Source organism: Bacteroides sp. BFG-637 (genome assembly GCF_024793605.1).
Taxonomy (GTDB): Bacteria; Bacteroidota; Bacteroidia; order Bacteroidales; family Bacteroidaceae; genus Bacteroides; species Bacteroides vicugnae.
The window spans coordinates 3008815-3031141 of the sequence record NZ_JANUPD010000002.1 but is presented as its reverse complement, the minus strand read 5'-3'; the positions used below and the strand labels follow the sequence as shown (position 1 = coordinate 3031141).

Genomic DNA, 22327 nt, shown 5'->3' with positions numbered 1-22327 from the left:
AATAATTTTATTTCATCACCCGGTTTAGAATGTACACGACACCCCCAGGCTTATATTTATTCCTTTCTTATAATCATTCAGTATCACCTTCTCCCCATTTTCGTTCGCTTTGCGGCTTAACTTATAAGAGGGATTCAGCAGATTACGAGCTTTCAGATTGAGTGAGAGATGTTTATTGAGTTTAGCTTGAGACACAAAATCCAGTGTCAGGATTCCCTGCTCCATCATATCTTGATAGCCCTGTGTACCAATGGTATATATCTTATCACTCACATAATTAAGTACCAATGTATTGACAAAGCTACGCTTACCCTTCGTGAAGTTATGTGAGAGATCGAAATTGACAATCCACGGTGCAGCTCCTTCCAGTTGCGAACCGGTAGTAACGGTTGCCAAAGGCATTTTGGCATTCGTGTAGATATAAGAGCCGTTCAATCCGAAAGAGAGTTTATTCATTCCATTCGCGGCATTACCCGCCGGACGGACAAACAGATTCTTACGTATTTCCACTTCTACTCCGGCTACGGTTGCTTTGTCTGCTATATTCTCATAAGAAAGATAACCTCCGGCACTTGCCACTTCTATGCGGGATATCGGATTCTTGATCAGTTTATAAAAAGCCGTGAGAGAAATCAATTCGGTCGGAGTGGGATTAAAGTCCCATTTCAAATCAAGGTTATAATTATCCGAAGGTTTCAGATTGGGGTTACCCTGGCTGTTGAAGTTCACACCGACATAACGGTAAGGAGATATTTCCTTTGCCTGCGGCAGCGTATACGTTTTGCTGGCTCCCAGACGAAGCGAGTTTTTCTCATTCAGATTGTATTTGAGATTCAAGCTGGGCAGGAAATAATCTTTTTGAATGGTATTGTTTCCTTTAGAGCCTCCACGATTGACATTATAGTCCACTTCAATGTCTACCTTGTCATATTTCAATCCCAGATTCACAATCCAACGGGAAGTAAACTGGTAGGTAGCTTCGGCATAAGCGGAATGAATATTCTTTTTTACTGTATATTCATCTATATTCTTCTGTATCTTAAACCAGTCGGAAGAAAAGTTTTCCTGATTATAATAATCGTCAAGCGAGAAGTCATGCAAAGAAGGGATGGTAGAAACATGTCCTACCGTCAGATTATACTCCGTAGCTTTGAAGTTATCATCAACGAATCTGCCTGCATATCCGAAACGGACATTTGATATCTCTTCCACATCATCTTTCAGACGATAGACCAAGCCTGCTTTTACATTCAGGTCGTTTTCGTCTAAAGTTGAGAAATAGCGCTGTTGCGAGTTTCCTCTAAGCAATGTATATCCATTTTCCGCTTTGGTCAGGTTGTTGATACGACGGTCCGGTTCATAACCTTTCACTATATTATAGGAAGCACCTGCATCCAGACTTAACGATTTGGTTAATCCCCAGTTGGTCATCAGCTGATTAACGATCAACATATTGTCATTCGCCTGTTGACGACGGGTGAATCCGAGGTTTTCGTAGTCGTCACTAAAAATCGAGTTCTTACCGTTGTAGTCACCCACCGACTGGGTATTGGCATGAATCATCATAAAATTATAACTGATGTGATGACGGTTCTGCATATCGAAATCAACATTGGCAAGTGCCAGCTGACTGATATTCTCCGTATACTTCTTGCCATTCATATCTTTGTATATCGTACCACTGGTAGTTGTATTACGTATGATTTCATCCGTATACTGATAGTCCGTCGTATGTCCGGCAGTCAGGAAGAAAGAAAGCGGATTTTTGTCTTCTCCGACATAGAATCGTTTGCCACCGGAAATGCTATAACTCCGGTTGATCTGGAGATGTTGACCGGAAGGGTCTAACTTATTTTTGAAGTTCCATGAGTTTTCATCCACAGGTTCGGTGCGATTGGCAAAGCCCATAAAGCTCACTCCATCCTGTTTCAGAAAATCGGCCGCTACAGTCTGTGTGTTCAAGCCACCGGAAATACCGACTCCCAAATGACCGCTACCTATCAGTTCTTTGGATACAATATCTATGGTTGCCCCTCCAACATCACTGCTGCCTCCTGCGTTGAATGCTTTATTTACGCCTACAGACTGGATTATGTCCGTACCGAAGAAATCAAGAGAGATATTCTTATATTCCGGATCTTCGGAAGGAAGAGCGAACCCGTTGAACGTGGTTGCATTGTAACGGTCTCCCAATCCACGGACAAAGACATTCTTCACCCCGTCTTGTTTAGATACTCCGGCAACTTTAGTGACGGCACCTTCCGCATCCGAAACACCCTTGCGGGAGAGTTCCCTGACGCCGACGGATTGCACGGCAATCACTGCCTTCTGCTGTTCGAGCAACAGCATATTCTCATTTTCCCGGTTCTTTTTGGCTACTACCACCACGTCGGAAAGTTCTTGTGCATCTGTTTCCAGTTCCAGATTCAAAATCACCAGCTTTCCATTCTCCACACGCACCTTACGGCGCACTTCTGTCTTATAGCCTACATATTTTATTTCAATATCATACATACCTTCCAAAACACCGGCAACATTCAACTCGAAGTTACCATCCATATCGGTAACGGCTCCGGCTTGAGTGCCTATCAGCCGGATAGTAGCTCCGATCAGAGGTTCTTTGGAAAGTTTGTCTTTCACAGCTCCTTTCACCTTTATATTAGCAGCCAATGCGGAAAGTACACATACGATACTGAAGAAGACTGCAACAGAGAATCTTAATAGAAATAGCTTTTTCATCGAACTTTACTCTACGTTTAAATTACATCGGCAAAGGTAGAGCGTAAATGTTACGATGATAATACGAAGAAAATACAATCTATTGAAATAAGCATTGCAATCTCATTGCTTCTACATGGAATTTCCTTTCATTGCTATCTTTATTTCCTTTCCTGCTTATGACAGGCAATGCCAACCCGCTGGCACAACTGTGCCATCACAATGGCACAACAGTGACAACGTAGTGGCACAACTGTGACAAGCCGCTGGCACAAGCCCTCGTCCAGAGCATCTCCAGAGGCTTCCTTTGCAGAAAAAACGGAGTCCGGGGGGACTAGCGTCAACCGGTCTCTATCCCCTCGCCAATCACTAAATCAATTTCTTTTTCTTCCGGTAGTTCTCACGAAACTCTTTGGGCGAACAACTCTTTTTCTTTTTAAAGATACGGTTGAAATTGGAAAGGTTATTGAAACCGCACTCATAACAAATCTCGGCAATAGACATAGTAGAATCGACCAGCAACCGGGAAGCAAAGCCCAAACGAATGTCTATGATATAATCAGATAAGTTCTTTCCGGTACGCAGTTTGAAGAACCGGCTGAACGACACATCCGTCATTCCCACCATATCAGCCAATTGCCCCAGACGTATTTCCTCCTGATAATGTGCATTGATATATTCCTGCACTTTTTGCACACGGCGGCTGTCCGAATGAATATCTATCTTGGCAAAAGACGAACTGGACAACGTACGGGCTTCTTCTTCAAAGAGAGAAAGCTCATACAGTATCGTCATAAACTTGATGACTGCATAGAATCCCTGTTTCTCGGAAGCAAGCGTATCCAGCAACGGATAAATTTTCAGTATGGCAGACATGGGAAAACAAAGTCCCTTCTGTGCCTTATCCAGCATCCGGCGGATAGAATCGAATTGATTCTTATTGATAAAGCTCTTGAAGAAAAGATCGGAAGAAAACTGGATGGTAATCTCCCGTATCTCTTTAGAACGACAGTCGTTCTGTTCCCAGACGTGTTCCAAGTCTTTTCCCGTTATCAGCACCAGATCATAGTCGCCTATCACTTCGGAAGAATCTCCTACAATCCGCCTCACCCCGGCAGCCTTTTCGGTGAAGTTCAATTCAAATTCGGAGTGATTGTGAATAGGATAAGTGAATTCCGTTTTATAACGCTCCGCAATGTAAAAGCAATCCTTATCTGATAAAGGAGTGATTTCACGGATAATCTGGTTGGATAACGGTGTAGTCATAGTAGTAGTAATTTATAAACGTTTGATTAGTTTTCTATCTTTACCCCTATCCGATGGAAGTCGGCTCCCGACGGATTCTGGAAGACACGCAGATCGAATTCAGGAATAATGGCAAGCACATGATCGAAAACATCTGCCTGTATGCCTTCATAGGCAACCCATACTTTATTGGCAGAAAAGAAATAAAGTTCCAACGGAATACCGGTTTCGGTAGGCTGGAGCTGACGTACCATGCAGGTCAGATCCTGATTGACGGTAGGCAGGTTTTTCAGATAATTAGTCAGATAGGCGCGGAAAACTCCCAGGTTTGTTTGCCGACGTCCATTCACTAATACGGAGTTGTCGATGTGATGCTCCTTATTATATTCTTCCACTACCTTTTCCGTTTCATCCACATAGTTCGTCAAAAGTTGTATCTTCCGGTATTTTGCCAACATTTCCGGTGTACAGAAGTGCACGCTGGTCATGTCTATATTAATGGAACGTTTCACACGGCGTCCGCCGGATTCCTGCATTCCCTGCCAGTTCTGGAAAGAGTCACTAATCAACAGGTAAGGAGGAATGGTGGTGATGGTGTTATCAAAGTTACGCACCTTTACGGTGTTCAATGTTACCTCTATCACCGTACCGTCCGCACCATATTTCGGCATCGTGATCCAATCGCCCACTTTCAGCATATTATTGGCAGAAAGCTGGATGCCGGAGACAAATCCCATGATACTGTCCTTGAAGACTAACATCAAAACGGCAGCAGAAGCTCCCAGTCCGGTCAGCAGCACCACCGGGCTTTGCTTTATCAGGATACTGATAATAATAATGGCTCCTATAAAGAAGAGAACGACTTGTGCTGTCTGCAAAAGTCCCTTCAAAGGTTTGTCCTTATATTGTTCACGTGCGCTATATACGAGGTAAACGGCTGTGAACAGCGCACTGACGAAGCGAAGAAAGACTGCCAGGATATAAATCATACAAAGTCTGCGAAGGAAGTCCAGCAAACCGGAGTCCGCATGTTCGGGAAATGCGATAGGGATAGATATATAAATCAAAATAGGTGCTACCAATCTGCTGATATTCAGCATCACTTTATCATTAAATACAATATCATCCCAGGTTGCTTTCGTCTGTTTCACCAATCTGGCTACGGTACGCAGAATAATCTTGCGGCAAATCAGATTGGCTAATAAAGCGATTCCGATTATGCACAATAAGATGATAAAGTTATCAATCTTATCTGCCCAGACTTCATCTACTCCCATCGAAAGCAAAGCATGGTTTACTTCTTGCATCATTACATTACCTGCTTCTTCCGGCTGTCCATTTGCCAATGCTATACTCACAGTATCAACTACTTCCTTTACTTCTTTCATAAGCAATCTTCTCTCTCTCTTTTAGTTTTTCTTTTATTTATGATTTCTGTTTATTTTTTCCTTCTTCCAAATATTCACTGATATCCTGCCGCAACCAATCGTAATGGAAGAGCCTTTTGTAGGCTACATTCTTCTTGAGCATGATTTCCACATTCACCTGGCTGTTCTGATAACAAGTCAGTTCGTTTCTGAATTGTTCATTGTGTTCGGCCAGTCGTTTGATTTCCTGTTCCCGTTCACGGCGTAATACAGTGCAGACCGGAATCAAAAGTTTCATTACCACATTATCCATCACATGGTGTCCCTGCATATACAAATAAGTAGTTTCCGGCACCAACCCCAGCTCTTTAAATTCAGCCTGCAGTCCGTTTACTTGATTGATGTTATGAGGAAATTTCTTTTTCAACTCTGCCAACTTCTGGTTAACCCGTTGTTGGAGTGATTCCAGACTCTTTTCCGGATTCCGGAGGTTAATCTCACGCAAAGAGGTATAGGTATGGAAATCGTACATCGGGAAAGTGTAAGTATCCCGTTGGCGATAGAACCATACGTTCCAAAGAAAAAGCGGATATACTATTTCGGAGTATCTCTTTAGATAGGAATTGAAGTCGAGAATGGAACGGTCGTTCAATGTGGCCTGCACACATACCTCGTGAAGGCTTTCGGCAAAACAATGATAGTTTTCAATAGCATAGGTATAAGTCTGAAAAATATATCTGTTCCGGTTGATTTTACGGGAGGTATTGGTGGCTCCCTGCAACAGGAAATCATAGTCACTGTCCACACAGGCAATCAGGCTTCTCCCCAGTTCGGCTGTATTCAGCGTGTTCATGAGTACCATCTTTTTTCCTTTTGCCAAGGAGGTGGCCGAAGGAAGCATCACCTGGAAATAGTGTTCATCATCTTCAAATTCTTCAAGCAATGTGCGCCAAAAAGCGATGTCGTCATAGCTTTCTACATAAGCGATGATACGTCGGCGGGCTTTTTTCGGATAAAGCTTATGGGCGGCATTGAAATAGGAAGAAGTCAGATTATCTCGTAGTGAAGTTGCCATCAGTTTTATTTATATTGGTAGATATATCGCTTACTTCTGTCACGGCATCCAGCCATCCTTCCATAATGACGGCAGGTGAATGGGTAGTCAGGATGATCTGCACATTCGGATTCAGTTCACGTATCATAGCAATCAATTTTTGCTGCCATTCTATGTGAAGGGAAGCTTCCGGCTCATCCATAAACAATACGCAGTGGCTGTTGTCCTGCACAAGTACGGTCAGCAGAATAACCAGCATTTGCTTTTCGCCGGACGATAGTTTATAAGGAAACAATAGTTCGCCATCTTGGTAGAAAGCAATATCATTCCGTTTCCGGTCTATCTTTTTACGTGTATAGCTGAACAGTTCGTCAATCATATCCTGAAAGCGGCGCTTAGCCACAGACAGTGTGGCCGCCTTGCGACGTTCCTCTTCATTATCGCTGGAAAGCATTTCGATCATCTTATTGCCTATGTTAACCTGATAATCGAGATAACGGCGTTGCAACAGGTAGAGTTGCCAATCCAGTTCGGACTTTACATTCTTGTCTGCCATACGGGCGGTGAAGTCTCCCATAATCAAGGGACGGTCGTAGCTCCGGATCACATTATAGGGGATATAGGTTGCCTGGGGATTGTCGAAGAAAAGACGCACTCCGTTCTTCTCGTCACTTTTCATTTCACCGGAAAGTTCCTCGAGATATCCTACCGAACGGTTCAGAATGGTAGTCTTCCCCACTCCGTTGATGCCGGAGAGGATATTCACATCGGGACGCAAATCCCATCCTATATTAAAGCGTTCCCATAGTCCGTGTATCTCGATACGACGGATATAATTGGCTTGTTGTTCCATAATATTCAAGTTTAATCAAGGCAAATATAAACAAATCATACGATAAAAAGCTACCTTTGCAACCGTTTTCTCTATTTGATTGTTAATGATATCAGAAATATAGTAAAATAAATAGCATCAACATGGACAAAAGTAAGAACCTGTATGGTCATTTGTTTGCGCTTACGGCAAACGTTATGTGGGGATTAATGTCTCCCATCGGTAAGTCAGCTCTTCAAGAGTTTTCCGCAATTTCAGTTACCACGTTCCGTATGGTGGGAGCAGCAGCAGCTTTCTGGATTCTTTCTATATTTTGTAAACAGGAACATGTGAATCATCAAGATATGCTGAAAATCTTCTTTGCTTCACTTTTTGCGCTAGTATTCAATCAAGGAGTGTTTATCTTCGGACTTTCTATGACTTCTCCTATCGATGCTTCTATCGTAACTACTACTCTACCGATTGTAACAATGGTTGTAGCGGCCATCTATTTGAAAGAACCTATTACCAATAAGAAAGTAATGGGAATTTTTGTAGGTGCTATGGGAGCACTCATTCTCATTGTGAGCAGCCAGGCAGGAAGTAACGGAAACGGAAGCCTGATTGGTGACTTGCTTTGTCTCGTTGCGCAAATCAGTTTCTCCATATACTTAACTGTATTCAAAGGATTATCTCAACAATATTCAGCAGTAACGATTAACAAATGGATGTTCATCTATGCTTCGATGTGCTATATTCCATTCTCCTATTATGATATTTCTACGATTCAATGGACTTCTGTTTCCACAATTGCTATCATACAGGTATTGTATGTCGTATTAGGAGGTAGTTTCCTCGCATATCTCTGCATTATGACTGCGCAGAGACTGCTTCGTCCTACGGTAGTCAGCATGTACAATTATATGCAACCGATCGTGGCTACAATTGCGGCAATTGCAATGGGTATCGGAAACTTTGGCTGGGAAAAAGGGATTGCCATCGCACTCGTATTCTTGGGAGTATATATTGTGACTCAAAGTAAATCGAGAGCTGACCTTGAAAAAACAGAAAAGCTTCATTAATAGTATAAACGGGTAGAAAGACTGAACGTTTCCTACCCGCTTATGCTAAATGTATTCTTTAATAATTAGAATCTTGTTAATTTAAAGCCTTATTTCAAATCCTCAAAGTAAGTATCGAGCAGACTTCTTGCAGCTATAAACGAAGTCAGGTTACCTTTCAATACCTGCTGTTCTTTTTCTAAGAGCATCGCTTCAATCTTCGGATTATGATAAAAGCTGTCACGAAGTTGTTCATTAATGCTTTCATACATCCAATATTTACTTTGTTCGTTTCGGCGATATTCAAAATAGCCGTTTCCTTTCACGAAATCAATGTACTCGTAAATCATGTCCCAGACTTCCTTCACTCCCAGATTATAAAAACCGGAGTAAGTCAAGACTTTGGGAGTCCATCCGGATTCAGGCGCAGGAAACAGATGCAATGCATTACGGAATTGAGTGGCAGCCAACTTGGCACGTTCCAGATTATCTCCATCGGCCTTATTGATAACGATACCGTCTGCCATTTCCATAATACCACGCTTAATCCCCTGCAGTTCATCTCCCGTACCGGACAACTGAATCAACAGGAAGAAATCAACCATCGAGTGAACAGCCGTTTCGCTCTGTCCCACTCCTACGGTCTCCACAAAAATCTTATCAAATCCGGCAGCTTCGCAAAGAATAATCGTCTCCCGTGTTTTACGTGCCACTCCTCCCAATGAACCGGCTGACGGACTAGGGCGGATGAACGATTTAGGATGTACGGCCAGCTGTTCCATACGCGTCTTATCTCCCAAGATACTGCCTTTACTGCGTTCACTACTGGGATCGATAGCCAATACCGCCAACTTGCCCCCTTTTTCAAGTACATGCAGACCGAATACATCTATCGACGTACTCTTTCCCGCACCGGGAACACCACTGATACCGATCCGAACCGAATTGCCGGAAAATGGCAGACATTTCTCGATGATTTCCTGTGAGACAGCCTGATGTTCAGGCTTTACGCTTTCCACCAATGTCACAGCCTGACTCAATATAGTGACATCACCCTTTACGATACCTTCTACAAACTCTGCTACTGAAAGTTGGCGTTTCTTAGGTTTCCGCTTTAAGTAGGGATTCACAGATGAGGGTTGCTCAATACCTTTATTGACAACAAGTCCCTTATATTCTTCACTATTTTCAGGATGTTCCATAACAATAGGATTTAGCGTTTGATATTGATTTCGACTTTCGGGCGTAGCGGATCATTCGTTATCATCAAGATACGTAAATGATGTTTCTTATTACCTACGTCACGCTTACGAATGGTCACTTTAAGTTTCGTCATTCCATCCGGGGGAAGCACTGTCTTTTTCAGGCTCACTCCTACCGATGAATTAAATACCTGCAACTTACTGATAATTAACGGAGTTTTTCCGGCATTGGCTATCAATATGTCGTGGCTTGCCTTTTTCTTCTTTATCAATGGCACGCTCAGGTCGATGTTCGTTTCAGAAATACGCATGGCAGGAGCGTTCAGAGAATCTTTTTCTGTCATACGTGAGAAGTCGGGAAGAAGAATAGCCGAAACCGGTATTTCATTATCTTCGCTCACCTTATCACCGGAAAAACGGGAAAGGTAAACGGATGTTTGTGTCAATCCATAATCTTTCAGCTGGCTTGCATCCAACGTCAGTTTAACAGTTCCTTTCTTACCTTTCAACAGCACTTTAGGTTCCGCTTCCATTTTCAGATAAGGAGGCAGGTGCATCAGCACCGGTTCGTAGGGACGATCGGAAAGATTGGCGATGTTGAAAGTCAATGAAGGCTGCTGTCCGCGATAAACATCAGGAAAAGCAAACTCATCACGATCTAAACGGATATTTCCGATGGCATGAGGAAGCAGCTTGGTATAATCTTTAATTTCCTGCACCACTTCGCCGGTAAACTTCAGATAAACCAGACTCGGACTGGCATTGCTATAGATGCCTACTGACTTCTCAAAATGCCCTAACGCCTTGGCATCAAAAGTAGCCTTTACTACTCCCTTTCCTCCGGGAGCAATCGGTTCTTTCGTCCAGTCGGCCACGGCACAGGCACAAGAGGTCGTGACGTTGGTCAGCACCAACGGTTGGTTTCCCGTGTTAGTGATGGTATATTCCACAGCCACCGGACGTTTCCACTCTATTTGTCCGAAGTTATGTGTCTCTTTATTTGAAGAGATACGCGGTTGGGCAACGGCTGCCAAAGCGACAGTAAGCAAAGTTAATATAGATAGTAAACTACGTTTCATGCGATATTTTTTATTTTGGTGCACAAATGTAGGGGTTTTAGATGAGTTTTTCACCACAGATTACACAGATTAACACAGATTGGGAAAAGACTTTACTTAATAGCATTCCTTGTAAGCCCCTGTTTATAAGAAAAAAGTTCCTCACCGAGGAAGGATGCCTTCCTCGGTGAGGAATACCCTCTTCATCGGTGAGGAACGCCTCGCTCATCGGTGAGAATAAAAATCCCCTGCCGGAACTATTTAATAATAATTGTCATCGAAGCAGAATGAGAAGCATATTCCGGTGCATAAGCACACTGCATAGTTGCCAAACCTGTTTCGTAAGTTCCTGCACGACTGACACGGTAGCTATATTCCAACACGTATACACCCTTTCCTAAATGATCGAAGAAGAAATTAGTCGATGCATCTTTGATGTCTACGTAATAGCCAAGCCCGTTGTTCCAACGATAACCGGAAATGCCGCCAATCGGTTCGAAACAAGCGCCCCGCTGATCTTTCAACTGTACAAAGTCCATCGGACGGTCTACGCGGATGCTCAAACGGGAAACGACTTTATCACCTACCTGAAGAACCGTTTTGGCAGTAATAGGTTGCAATTGAGGCACGTTATTCACCGTACGCTCCACATACAACTGTTTCTCAACATTCAGTTCACCGCCCTGTTGTTTCACATCACTCATAGGAGATTCAAATTCTGCATACACAGCTCCCCAGGCAATACCCGGATTTCTCTTTTCCACTTCAATCTTGCGGGCATCCACCACATTCTTCTGTGTGAAAGAACGTTTGATATATCCCAATCCGGGAACAGTCGTTTTACTTGGACTAACAGTTTCCAGCACTTCATCAGCAATCACAATCCGTACATCTCCCTGATTGTCGAGTAAATTAGTACCCTTCATCAGCAATGCAAATACCGCATCGGCAGTAGCTACCGGAGAATTCCACTGTTGTGTCTGCTTTTGCTTCAACAACCAAAGTTTCATTTCTTCCACTGTATCGGTATTGCCGCCTGTCTGTTCCAGCGCTTCCATCACATCTACATGAGCCTGCATCTGCATTCCGCCCCATGTATACGGATTCTCGTTGAAAGCAAAGAACATTCCCTGTTCATCTGTCTTCGTCAGATGTTCTTTCAGAGAAGCGACAAACTCCTGCGCTTCCTTCTTGCGTCCGGCTTTATCAAGCACAATGGCGGCAATCGCTTTTGTATCCATCGAAGGAGAAGTCAGCAATTCTCCTACCTTAGAAAGATAATAGGTATAAGCCGCTTTATTGACTGCGGGTACCTGCTCTCCCGAAATAGCGATGAGATACAAATATTGCAGAATACTGCCCGAAACGCCCGTAAACTTCACACCGTCTTTCTGTGCTTTCAGGATTTCCTTATACTCGTCCAAAGCTGATTGATGAAGGTAAGCGAAAGCCTTCTGTTGCAAAGAAAGAGCCGATCCGCTTAATTTCTCACCTGTCAGCATAGCCAGACGGGCATTCAGTTCGGCGATATAGGTAGTTACAGATCGACTGCCGTTCATTCCTTTATACCAGGACCATGCCCCGTTTGAGTTCTGTAACTCCTGCAATCGAGTCAAAGCTGCGATATTATTACTACGGATGTTATTCAAATCAAACAAGGTGGCGATGCGCTCTTTCTGTTGCTCTTCCGTCTGTGCTTCGAGCACCCAGGGAGACTCGGACAAAATGATATTCTTCACTTCCTGATTCTTTTGCAGATTGCCCAAGAACGTTTCTTTCGTACCTCCTTGCAGTTTCCAACTTTCAAATACCGCTTTGATCTTCGGCTGACTGTTCATGATAAACGAGGCCAATGTATTGGCATAGTAGGCAGTAGCCCAGGAAATAGCGTTATTACTTGTCGGAAGACTCAATGAAGGCAATGCCTGAACGGCATACCAAGCCGGGTTTCCTGTAAATTCAACAGTTAGTTTACGATCTGTGGCTGTTTTACTTTGCTGATTGAACAGATGATCGAGTGAGAAAGTACGGGTTTCTTCTCCACGCACTGGCATTGGAAGTGTCTCCACCAAATGCTCTTTATTGCTAAGAACCGGAAGCAACTGTTGTTCTCCATCGCTGAAAGTACCACTGTCGGCAATCATCCGGCATCCCACTATTTCGTATTTATCACTAACGGTAAACTGGAAGTCCACACCCATTGTCTTTCCGGCAGCAAGGCTGAATTTCTGTTTTTGTGTACTGATAACCTTCTCTGTCATCGGGTCAAAAAGGACCAGACTGACCGTTCCGGCTTGCGGCTTACCAGTCATATTAGAGATAGAAGCTGCCAGAGAAGTCTTATCACCCACACGCACAAAACGAGGGAGATTAGGAGTCAGCATAAATTCTTTGCTTGTGGCAGCTTCGCCATCCAATGTTCCCGTCAACATTCCCTTTGTATGAGAATATCCACGGAAGTTCCAACGCGTCAGACTTTCGGGCATCGTGAAAGAGAAAGAGATCTCTCCCTGTTCATTGGTGCGAAGTTGAGGATAGAAGAATGCTGTTTCTGCTAAATTGGTACGCAAGTCGGCAGATGCTTCGGGAAGCATTTCGTTGTCAGATGCCTCATCCGCTTTTTCTCCCGTGGGTATCATTTCCGATTGAAATTCAACATTAGTCATGGCATCAGCAGCCATAGCCGATTTCATCTTTGGCGCATTACTCCTTAAAGTTGCAACGTCCAATGTCGAAACGCTACCTGTCACCGTCAACTTTCTCGTCGAGCCATATCCTCTCACCATTATTTCATCCGTTCCTCCGCTATTATAATAATTCAACAGCATCACAAAGTGGTCATACTCCAGTGATGGCACTTTGAGACTCTTCGTATTCCACCAGTAATTGAACGAATTATTGCCGGAATACCCACTCATCCAATTAAAGTAAGGGAGTATCTGATTGTAATACACCCAAAATTCCTGCTTACGATTCCATATTTTATCCAAGGAGGCATCATACATCGTTGCCAGCATTTCCGCGTTGGCAGCCTGCCCTTGCGGCGTTTTAATCGTCAGCTTCCATTCTTCCTTTTGTCCCGGACGCAATTTATCACGGAACACTTCCCACTTCATAGCCAGCGTTTTATCAGGAATCCGTTTGATCAGCCGTACCTGTTCCTGATAAACCTGTCCGTCCCTCACCATACAGAGATTCACAAAGACACCATCCCCATAACTTTCCCGATATGGATACTCGAAACGGACAATCGTATCTGACAAATTCAACGTCTTGCTCTCCAGCAATTTATCACCAGAAAATACGTTCATCATCACATAAGCATCTTTTTTCGACGTACCGAAACAGAACACGGCCGGATGAGCAGCATCAAATTCCGTATTTGCACCATAGAACCACATCGTCGTTTCTACAGGCGGACGTTTGTCCTCGACAGAGAAAAGAATCGTGTTGGTGTCAGCAGTCACTTCCTTGCCCTGATTGTCTTTCACTGATGCTTTCAGCACATAAGGTCCCGATGGAAGATTCTTCCAGTCGAGCGTCATGTCTTCATTAGAAGTAAAGGTTCCCGTTGCAACCGGTTTCTCTTCCAGCTGCTTAAAGTCCTTGTCTTTGGCAGGGTACAAGTAATAATCCCCCTTCACCTCCACAGGTTGTCCATTCAGGTTCTGTACTTTAAATATTGTTTCGAAGGGTTGATCCTTGCAAGTCTTATCTTGCAATTCCACCTGCAAAACCAACGAACGGTTTCCTGCCGAAATCACGTCCGTAGAAGATTGTGTTTCACCTGCCACATTGGTAACAGTGGCCTCAATGGAATAACGATAATATACCTTATCATTATTCTTATAAGAGTCACTTTCCTGCAGACGAATCGGTATCGTAAATTCTCCATTCTCATTGGCCATCACTTCACCGGAAGCAATCTGCACAGATTCCGCAAACCGCCAAAGGCTGTATGCAGAACGCTTTACCGTATATTTCACCGGAAGATCCTGAAGCAGCACACCACTATAAGATTGTACCTTACCCTTCACCTGTACCTCATCACCCAGTTTGTAACTTCCTTGTTGCTTTTCAAAAGTGATATCAAATGTCGGACGTTTATAATCTTCTACCCGAATGCTTGTACGGCCTCTTCCCGCTTTCAAAGAGAACATTCCGTTCAGACAGGCCGAAGGCAATGCGAAATCGGTGGTAAACGAACCGAACTCATTAGTACGTACCGACTTCTGCCCTACTTCCTGATTGTTTACATCCAATAAAGTCACCGTATATCCCTTGTTCGGAAGTACATTCGCCGTATCCGATTGTTGAGAATAAGCAATTCCCTTCACATACACAGTCTGTCCGGGACGATACAAAGAACGGTCGGTCAATAAAGTCATATTTTCAGTCACTTTATCTTCGTCGCCGTAATATCCGTAACTTCCTGCATAAATGCCTTGTTTCGGCATTGCCGTATCCGTCCCCTTGGAAGCTTTCAGATAGCGGTATTCGGATTTCCAGGGAAATACGACCTTACCCTCTTCGTTTGTCGTAAACTCCTGCAACACTTTTTCGTCATTACTGTACATTGTCACTTTCGCATGGGGAATAGGATGCCCTGTCTGTCCATCCAGCGTCACCACTTGATACTGTTTTTCCGGCAGACGGCACGTCAGCACTTTGAAACGTGTTACATCAAACTTACTTTCACTATCTCTCTTCGCACGAATATCAGGTATGATACGCATCACGTAAGATCCAAGCTCGGGAGCTTTGAATGTAAACACAGTGTCCTGCGTCCGGTAATCTTTCGGACGAAGCACAGCGTAATGTTGTTCCTTTATCAGTTTCTTCGCCTGATAAAGACGGACAGTGAAACCATCCAGATTTTTGTGTGAGACCCTCAATTCTATCTCTTCGTTCGGAAAAGCCAAATCGGATGCATAAACATTCAAATAAGGAGCCAATATCTCTTCCCGAAGATTTTTCAAAGCATTGATTCTGCGATAGCCTGGATAAAGGCGGATTGCCTCATCGCAAAGCTGCAATGCATTGAGCTGCTGTTGTTTTCCAATAGCATACCGGGCTTCCGCCAAATAGACTTCGGCACAGATGGGTTCGGAAGCATACTTGCTTTTCAATGTGTTCAAAGCTTTCAGATAAGTATCTTCCGTCAGTACCGGAAGTTCGCCCTGTACCTGGAGAGGTCGAATATTCCGATCAGCATTCCATCTCCATTCCAGGTAGTTAAGTGCTGTCAACACATAACCTTCTTTTAATCCGGCTGCTTTATAAGCGGAAATCATATTTCCATAAATAGCTATTATATCTTGTTTTACCGGATTCACAGTACCGTCATTAGTAATCCTGTTACCCAGTTCTTCCACCCGTTGCAGTGCTTCAATGCTACGGGAAGCCAATAAATGATACATATCATGGTGATAGTATTCGCTCGTTTCTCCCAGTTCTACAAAAGGAATATAGTCGCGTGAGGACGTTTTGAGCAGCAATACAGAATCCGCTAATGCCTCCTTTATATTTGTCCTCACTTTTTCGATGAACATATTAGCTGTCCATTCACGCATATCGGTGGCAGGTGTCTGGTCTACGATTTCTGTCCGTTGGCGGAGTTGCCACTGGTTACTGGCCGCATAATCTGCATAGATTCCCGCTATCAAAGAGTGTAGGATGGCGCAATCCATTGGTTGGTCAGTCTGTTTCACCCATTGTTCCAGTCCTTTCAAATCAGCATAAAGACTGTCGGGATTCAACATTTCCCGATATTTCATCCGCCACGTATATGCTTTGAGCATTTGTGGAGAGTTTTTCTCTTTTTCCCCTTTCTGATAAATCTCATCAGTCAGTTTTATCACAGTCTTAGGCAAGCTCTTTTTCCCCGCTTGCTCCACTTCTTTCCATAATTTGTCGAAAGTTTGTGCTTGTACCGCCGGAATCACTCCCAACCATAGCAGCACCATCATACAAATCTGCTTTACTTTCATAATCTTTCTAGTTTAAGTTTGATATAAGTCTCACTCTTATAAATAACAAAGTAAGGAAATAAAGTTTAAAGATTTGTACTTTTTAGCTTAAAAAAAGCTTTTATCAAGCTACCAGCCCTATAGCATATTGCATAAACATTAGCCTATTAATCAACTCACTTTGGAATAAAATAAAAAGTCCAAAGGCTGCCACTCCATTTGTTGTTTAATTGAAAAGTTTATCTTCTGCAATAAGATTAACCTATCTCTTACAAGTTCAAAAATGCAAAAGTATCTTGCACCTTACACTAATCCTGTGATAGTTAATTGATATACAGGATTTGTAGCAGTACAAAAAACAACTTTATGTAAAATTTTAGATATAAAAAATGGGGATATCGTATTTAATAACGTATCCCCACTCTAAACTTAGTTAATGTACTTGTTCTCATTTCTCAATTCTGTACCCCCATGAAAGCATTTCATTACGACCTACTTCACTAAGGATTTTTCTAACTAAAGAACTCATTTTCTTTGCCATAATCTTTAAACCTTTAAAATTACTAATTCCTGAAAACTAAAAAATAAAACTTACTTGTTTGGTTTGGTATTAATTGTTGAATATCCCCAAACATGTACATCGGCTTCGCCGATCTTTCTAAACAATCTTTTTAAACTTTTCATTTTGTTATCCTCCTAATTACATGTTTTACAACACAAAAATACAGCCTTTGTTTATACATTGATCTAAAAAAGAGAGAAATTTATGTTTTATAGCATATTTCTTGATTTGCATCAATTAATTTATTTGTTATACAGCAGAATTGTAATATACGCTGCAATAAATATGACAAAAGGCACAGATGAAATATCATCCGTGCCTTCACTATGGTTACCTATTATATAATAGGAGAATATTTATATAAAGAGAAATACGTTATTTCATTGGAGTTTGCTCCAAAGTTGCCACCAGAAAGTCATAGAACTTCTGTACGGTAGGAATCAACGCTCTTTCGTCCGGCGAATGCGGTGAACGCAAAGTCGGACCAAAAGAAATCATGTCCAATCCCGGAATAATAGCACCGATAATACCACATTCCAAACCAGCGTGAATCACTTTCACTGCAGGTTCTACGCCAAACTGCTGTTTATAGGATGACTTCATCGCATGCAAAATCGGAGAATTTACATTAGGTTGCCAACCGGAATATCCGCCTGTCATCTCTACCTTCATCCCTGCCATAGAGAAACAAGACTCTAAGCTGGTAGTCAGATATTCCTTCATGCTATCGCTTGAACTACGAGCCAAAATCTTAATGACTGCCTTCCCTTCACCAATCGTAATAATAGCAAGGTTGGAAGACGTTTCTACCGTATCCGGAACAGTAGGGATCATACGTGTCACACCGTTCTGACAAGCAAAGATTGCATCAATCAGATTGTCTTGAATTTCTTCAGGTACTTCACCGGCAGGAAGTTCTACGCGTTCAGCTGTAAAACTGATCGGAGTTTCAATAGCCGAATATTCTTCATTGAACAGGTTTTCGCAGTATTTCACCAAGCCCAGCAGTTCTTCTTCATTTTCAGCCGGAATGGTAATAACCGCATGCGCCTCACGCGGGATAGCATTACGCATATTACCACCTTCCCAGCTAGCCAAACGGGCTTCATAGCTGGCAACCGCTTCACGAACGAAACGAACCAATAACTTATTGGCATTGGCACGCCCTTCATTGATTTCCAATCCCGAATGTCCGCCGCGCAATCCTTTCAAAGTAACTTTCACTGCGATATCTCCTGCTTCGGGAACTACTTCCTTATATTCCAAGGTAGCAGTTACGTCCATACCTCCGGCACAACCGATATACAATTCACCTTCATCTTCCGAGTCCAGATTCAACAGAATTTCACCGTTCAGGGTGCCCGGCTTCAAACCAAATGCACCGTACATACCGGTTTCTTCATCTTTAGTGATAAGAGCTTCCAGAGGACCATGTTTCAGGTCTTTTGCTTCCAGCACGGCCATGATGGCAGCTACTCCCAGTCCGTTGTCCGCACCCAAAGTAGTACCTTTTGCTTTCACCCAGTCACCGTCTATATAAGTTTCAATCGGGTCTTTTTCAAAATCGTGTACAGTATCGTTGTTCTTCTGCGGAACCATATCCATGTGCGCCTGAAGAATTACACCTTTCCGGTTTTCCATACCCGGAGTTGCCGGTTTACGGATAATCACATTACCTGCTTCGTCTACAAAAGACTCCAAGCCCAAGCCTTTTCCGAAACCAAGAAGAAATTCAGTTATTTTTTCCATGTGTCCTGACGGACGAGGAATCTGTGTCAACGAATAAAAATGCTTCCACACATTTTGTGGAGCTAAAGAAAGAATGGTACTCATAATAAATATTTTAAAACGATTTTAAATCTAATAATTAAACAGTGCCAAGTTATGGAAAAGTTTTCAGATGGCAAAGGACGTCAACAAAAACATTTAAGAATACACAGTTTTAGCTAAAATTTCACCCTCGATGTCTATTGGTGAATGGCAGAGCGGCAAATCCATAGATGCCCAACAGAACAACCAGAAAGGTTTGAATACCGTGTACAATCAGGGCAAAGATTCCGGCATCCGTCACATTTACTCCATAAAGCATCATCATAGAAATGATAGCGAAATGCCACGGCCCCGCCCCGTTGGGAGTAGGCACAATCACGGCAAACGTACCGCCCACAAACATGACCAATGCCGCCAGAATACCTAAATGCGCTGTAAAGGCAAAACAATAGAATGTGAAATAGAAATGGAGAAAGTAGCACGTCCAAATAGCCAGTGTATAAAAAATAAAGAGAGGAATGTTACGCACTCCCCTTAAAGACATAATCCCCTCCCATATATTAAGTACAAAGCCTTTCACCCGTTCGTAAAAGAACAGCGTTTTTCTTAAATAATAAAGAAGGATCGCCACACCGATAAAACAGAACAGGATGATATAAAACCATACTGAAGTCAAAAGATGAACAAGAGAGGGTATTTTTGTTCCGGTCTGTTGAAGAAAGGTGACGAAGATAGGTAATTGAAGTAAAACAGTGATGCCTGTAATAAGAAGAATAGTCAACGTATCAACCAGTCGCTCCGTAACGACTGTTCCCAACGACTTGGCAAACGAGACGTTATCATATTTCGCCAAAACCCCGCAACGGCTCACTTCCCCGATCCGGGGAACTACCAGACTGGCAGCATAAGAAATGAAGATAGCATTCACACAATCGCTCTTTTTCGGGAAAGCGTCCAACGGTTCCAGTGTCTGTCTCCACCGCCATCCACGAAAGACTTGTGCGAACACCCCGAACACTAATGAGAAGAGCATCCACCACCAATTTGTACCGTGTAATAACACATCGCCCGCTTTTGTAAAATCAAAGTCGCGATACACCCAGAATAAGATAAAGCCGCCTAAAACAACCGGTAATATCAGTTTCAGTGTCTTTTTTAATAGTTTCTTCATCCTTAATTCTTCATTCTTCATTTAAAAGAATTACCTTTGTCGGCTGCAAAAGTAATTATTTAGTTGGTAAATGAAATTAGTAAAGCCTAAAAAGTTTCTCGGACAGCACTTTCTGAAAGATCTGAAAGTTGCGCAAGATATTGCCGATACTGTCGACACTTTCCCCGAACTGCCTATTTTGGAGGTGGGACCGGGTATGGGAGTATTGACCCAGTTTCTGGTGAAAAAAGACCGGTTGATAAAGGTCGTAGAAGTTGACTATGAGTCGGTTGCCTATCTTCGCGAAGCTTATCCGTCATTGGAGGACCACATCATCGAAGATGACTTTCTGAAAATGAACCTTCACCGGCTATTCGACGGCAAACCTTTCGTACTGACCGGTAATTATCCGTATAACATCTCCAGCCAGATCTTTTTCAAGATGCTGGACAACAAAGATATCATCCCCTGCTGTACGGGAATGATTCAAAAAGAGGTAGCCGAACGTATTGCAGCCGGACCGGGCAGCAAGACTTACGGCATCCTTAGCGTATTGATTCAGGCTTGGTACAAAGTGGAATACTTATTCACAGTGAGCGAACATGTGTTCAACCCGCCCCCCAAAGTGAAAAGCGCTGTCATCCGCATGACGCGCAACGAGACTAAAGAGTTGGGATGTGATGAGAAACTGTTCAAACAGGTAGTGAAAACGACTTTCAACCAACGACGCAAAACATTGCGCAACTCTATCAAACCTATTTTAGGCAAAGATTGTCCACTCACGGAGGACATATTATTTAATAAACGCCCGGAACAACTATCGGTAGCAGAATTTATAGACCTGACCAATAAAGTGGAAGAAGCATTAAAGACGGCAGGCAACAACCAACAACCGACTGACGGGCAGCAGTGAGCAGAGAACTGGATTTTGTAATTCGTAATTTGTAATTGACAACGATGAACGAGGAATACATTGACAACGTTAAACACCTTATTGAGCAAAAAGACGCCGATACGGTAAAAGGGCTTCTCATCGACCTCCATCCGGCCGACATCGCCGAATTGTGCAATGACCTGAATCCGGAAGCGGCCAAGTTCATCTATCGCCTGCTCGACAACGAAATTGCCGCCGACGTACTTGTCGAAATGGACGAAGACGCTCGTAAAGAGCTACTCGAAATGCTCCCTTCGGAGACAATCGCCAAACGCTTCGTTGACTACATGGATACGGACGATGCCGTAGACCTGATGCGTGAACTCGATGAAGATAAGCAGGAAGAGGTTCTTTCGCACATTGAGGACATTGAACAGGCAGGTGACATTGTCGACTTGTTGAAATACGACGAAAATACCGCCGGTGGTTTAATGGGTACGGAAATGGTACTCGTCAACGAGAACTGGAGTATGCCCGAATGTCTGAAAGAGATGCGTCAACAGGCGGAAGAGCTGGACGAAATCTATTATGTATATGTCATCGACGACGACGAACGTCTGCGAGGTATCTTCCCGCTCAAAAAGATGATTACGTCTCCTTCTGTATCCAAGGTGAAACACGTGATGCAGAAAGATCCGATTTCCGTGCATGTAGATACTCCCATTGATGAGGTGGTACAGGCGATTGAAAAGTACGACTTGGTGGCCATCCCCGTCATCGACAGTATCGGCCGGCTTGTAGGACAAATCACCGTCGACGACGTCATGGATGAAGTTCGTGAACAATCGGAACGTGATTATCAGTTGGCATCCGGTCTTTCGCAGGACGTAGAAACAGACGATAATGTATTGAAACAGACCACTGCCCGCCTCCCCTGGTTATTAATCGGTATGATCGGCGGAATCGGAAACTCTATGATATTGGGAAATTTCGATGCTACTTTTGCCGCTCATCCCGAAATGGCACTTTATATCCCGCTGATCGGTGGTACAGGAGGAAATGTCGGAACACAATCTTCGGCAATCATCGTACAAGGCTTGGCAAACAGTTCGCTAGATGCCAAAAACACATTCAAGCAAGTTACCAAGGAAGCAGTAGTAGCATTAATCAATGCCACGATTATCTCCTTATTAGTATACACCTACAACTTTATCCGGTTCGGTGCAACAGCTACGGTGACTTATTCCGTATCCATCAGCCTGTTTGCCGTGGTTATGTTCGCATCCATTTTCGGAACACTGGTACCAATGACTCTGGAGAAGCTAAAGATTGATCCTGCAATTGCAACAGGACCGTTTATAGCCATTACAAATGACATCATTGGAATGATGTTGTACATGGGAATAACCGTTTTATTGTCATAAAAACACGATAAACAAAAAAAAATAAGCAAAATAGTATGAAGTAATCGTTTTATTTCATTAAT

The 22327-nt window shown here is 43.1% G+C and carries 13 protein-coding genes; 3 read left to right on the top strand and 10 right to left on the bottom strand.

Annotation, left to right across the window (positions count from 1 at the left end; translation table 11 throughout):
* Nucleotides 1-24: 24 nt before the first annotated feature.
* The 5 genes from NXX38_RS11755 to NXX38_RS11735 all read right to left on the bottom strand — a co-directional run bounded on the left by NXX38_RS11755 (nt 25) and on the right by NXX38_RS11735 (nt 7237).
* Nucleotides 25-2739 carry a TonB-dependent receptor gene (locus NXX38_RS11755; protein WP_258979530.1) on the bottom strand — a complete coding sequence of 905 codons (2715 nt, stop codon included), beginning with the start codon at nt 2737-2739 and terminating at the stop codon, nt 25-27.
* A 348-nt stretch (nt 2740-3087) separates the two neighbouring features.
* Entirely contained in the window at nt 3088-3984 is an 897-nt protein-coding gene (locus NXX38_RS11750; RefSeq protein ID WP_148366450.1) for an AraC family transcriptional regulator, read from the bottom strand.
* 26 nt (nt 3985-4010) lie between these two features.
* Nucleotides 4011-5351, bottom strand: a complete 1341-nt coding sequence (locus NXX38_RS11745) for a mechanosensitive ion channel family protein (RefSeq protein WP_148366451.1) — start codon at nt 5349-5351, stop codon at nt 4011-4013.
* Between the two features lie 37 nt (nt 5352-5388).
* On the bottom strand, nt 5389-6405 hold the full coding sequence (locus tag NXX38_RS11740) for a DUF4435 domain-containing protein (RefSeq protein WP_148366452.1): 1017 nt from the start codon (nt 6403-6405) through the stop codon (nt 5389-5391).
* The gene (locus tag NXX38_RS11735; RefSeq protein ID WP_195648570.1) at nt 6383-7237 is read right to left on the bottom strand and encodes an AAA family ATPase; all 855 of its coding nucleotides are present in this window, start codon (nt 7235-7237) and stop codon (nt 6383-6385) included. The genes NXX38_RS11740 and NXX38_RS11735 overlap by 23 nt, the downstream gene beginning before the upstream one ends.
* 122 nt (nt 7238-7359) lie before the next feature.
* Between NXX38_RS11735 and NXX38_RS11730 the strand changes: the two genes are divergently transcribed.
* The gene (locus tag NXX38_RS11730) at nt 7360-8277 is read left to right on the top strand and encodes a DMT family transporter (protein ID WP_148366454.1); all 918 of its coding nucleotides are present in this window, start codon (nt 7360-7362) and stop codon (nt 8275-8277) included.
* A gap of 89 nt (nt 8278-8366) precedes the next feature.
* Here NXX38_RS11730 and meaB read toward each other — a convergent pair whose 3' ends face one another.
* The 5 genes from meaB to NXX38_RS11705 all read right to left on the bottom strand — a co-directional run bounded on the left by meaB (nt 8367) and on the right by NXX38_RS11705 (nt 19988).
* On the bottom strand, nt 8367-9458 hold the full coding sequence (meaB, locus tag NXX38_RS11725) for a methylmalonyl Co-A mutase-associated GTPase MeaB (protein ID WP_195648572.1): 1092 nt from the start codon (nt 9456-9458) through the stop codon (nt 8367-8369).
* Nucleotides 9459-9469: 11 nt separating this feature from the next.
* Complete coding sequence (locus NXX38_RS11720; protein WP_195648573.1) at nt 9470-10537, bottom strand: DUF1573 domain-containing protein; 1068 nt, start codon at nt 10535-10537, stop codon at nt 9470-9472.
* A 236-nt stretch (nt 10538-10773) separates the two neighbouring features.
* Nucleotides 10774-16506, bottom strand: coding sequence for an alpha-2-macroglobulin family protein (locus NXX38_RS11715; RefSeq protein ID WP_258979528.1), 5733 nt, complete (start codon nt 16504-16506; stop codon nt 10774-10776).
* 916 nt (nt 16507-17422) lie between these two features.
* On the bottom strand, nt 17423-18880 hold the full coding sequence (locus NXX38_RS11710; RefSeq protein ID WP_258979527.1) for an aminoacyl-histidine dipeptidase: 1458 nt from the start codon (nt 18878-18880) through the stop codon (nt 17423-17425).
* Nucleotides 18881-19001: 121 nt separating this feature from the next.
* Entirely contained in the window at nt 19002-19988 is a 987-nt protein-coding gene (locus NXX38_RS11705) for a lysylphosphatidylglycerol synthase transmembrane domain-containing protein (protein WP_074556839.1), read from the bottom strand.
* 70 nt (nt 19989-20058) lie between these two features.
* Here NXX38_RS11705 and rsmA point away from each other — a divergent pair, with 70 nt between their 5' ends.
* Both rsmA and mgtE read left to right on the top strand, forming a co-directional pair.
* The gene (gene rsmA / locus NXX38_RS11700) at nt 20059-20880 is read left to right on the top strand and encodes a 16S rRNA (adenine(1518)-N(6)/adenine(1519)-N(6))-dimethyltransferase RsmA (RefSeq protein ID WP_234132326.1); all 822 of its coding nucleotides are present in this window, start codon (nt 20059-20061) and stop codon (nt 20878-20880) included.
* 44 nt (nt 20881-20924) lie between these two features.
* On the top strand, nt 20925-22265 hold the full coding sequence (mgtE, locus tag NXX38_RS11695) for a magnesium transporter (protein WP_099146489.1): 1341 nt from the start codon (nt 20925-20927) through the stop codon (nt 22263-22265).
* Nucleotides 22266-22327: the final 62 nt, after the last annotated feature.

Bases quoted from the DNA above. Each gene is read 5' to 3' on its own strand.
- NXX38_RS11735 (WP_195648570.1), bottom strand. From the start codon at position 7,237: ATGGAACAACAAGCCAATTATATCCGTCGTATCGAGATACACGGACTA.
- mgtE (WP_099146489.1), top strand. From the start codon at position 20,925: ATGAACGAGGAATACATTGACAACGTTAAACACCTTATTGAGCAAAAA.
- NXX38_RS11710 (WP_258979527.1), bottom strand. From the start codon at position 18,880: ATGAGTACCATTCTTTCTTTAGCTCCACAAAATGTGTGGAAGCATTTT.
- NXX38_RS11750 (WP_148366450.1), bottom strand. From the start codon at position 3,984: ATGACTACACCGTTATCCAACCAGATTATCCGTGAAATCACTCCTTTA.
- NXX38_RS11705 (WP_074556839.1), bottom strand. From the start codon at position 19,988: ATGAAGAAACTATTAAAAAAGACACTGAAACTGATATTACCGGTTGTT.
- meaB (WP_195648572.1), bottom strand. From the start codon at position 9,458: ATGGAACATCCTGAAAATAGTGAAGAATATAAGGGACTTGTTGTCAAT.
- NXX38_RS11720 (WP_195648573.1), bottom strand. From the start codon at position 10,537: ATGAAACGTAGTTTACTATCTATATTAACTTTGCTTACTGTCGCTTTG.
- NXX38_RS11740 (WP_148366452.1), bottom strand. From the start codon at position 6,405: ATGGCAACTTCACTACGAGATAATCTGACTTCTTCCTATTTCAATGCC.
- NXX38_RS11730 (WP_148366454.1), top strand. From the start codon at position 7,360: ATGGACAAAAGTAAGAACCTGTATGGTCATTTGTTTGCGCTTACGGCA.
- NXX38_RS11745 (WP_148366451.1), bottom strand. From the start codon at position 5,351: ATGAAAGAAGTAAAGGAAGTAGTTGATACTGTGAGTATAGCATTGGCA.
- rsmA (WP_234132326.1), top strand. From the start codon at position 20,059: ATGAAATTAGTAAAGCCTAAAAAGTTTCTCGGACAGCACTTTCTGAAA.
- NXX38_RS11715 (WP_258979528.1), bottom strand. From the start codon at position 16,506: ATGAAAGTAAAGCAGATTTGTATGATGGTGCTGCTATGGTTGGGAGTG.
- NXX38_RS11755 (WP_258979530.1), bottom strand. From the start codon at position 2,739: ATGAAAAAGCTATTTCTATTAAGATTCTCTGTTGCAGTCTTCTTCAGT.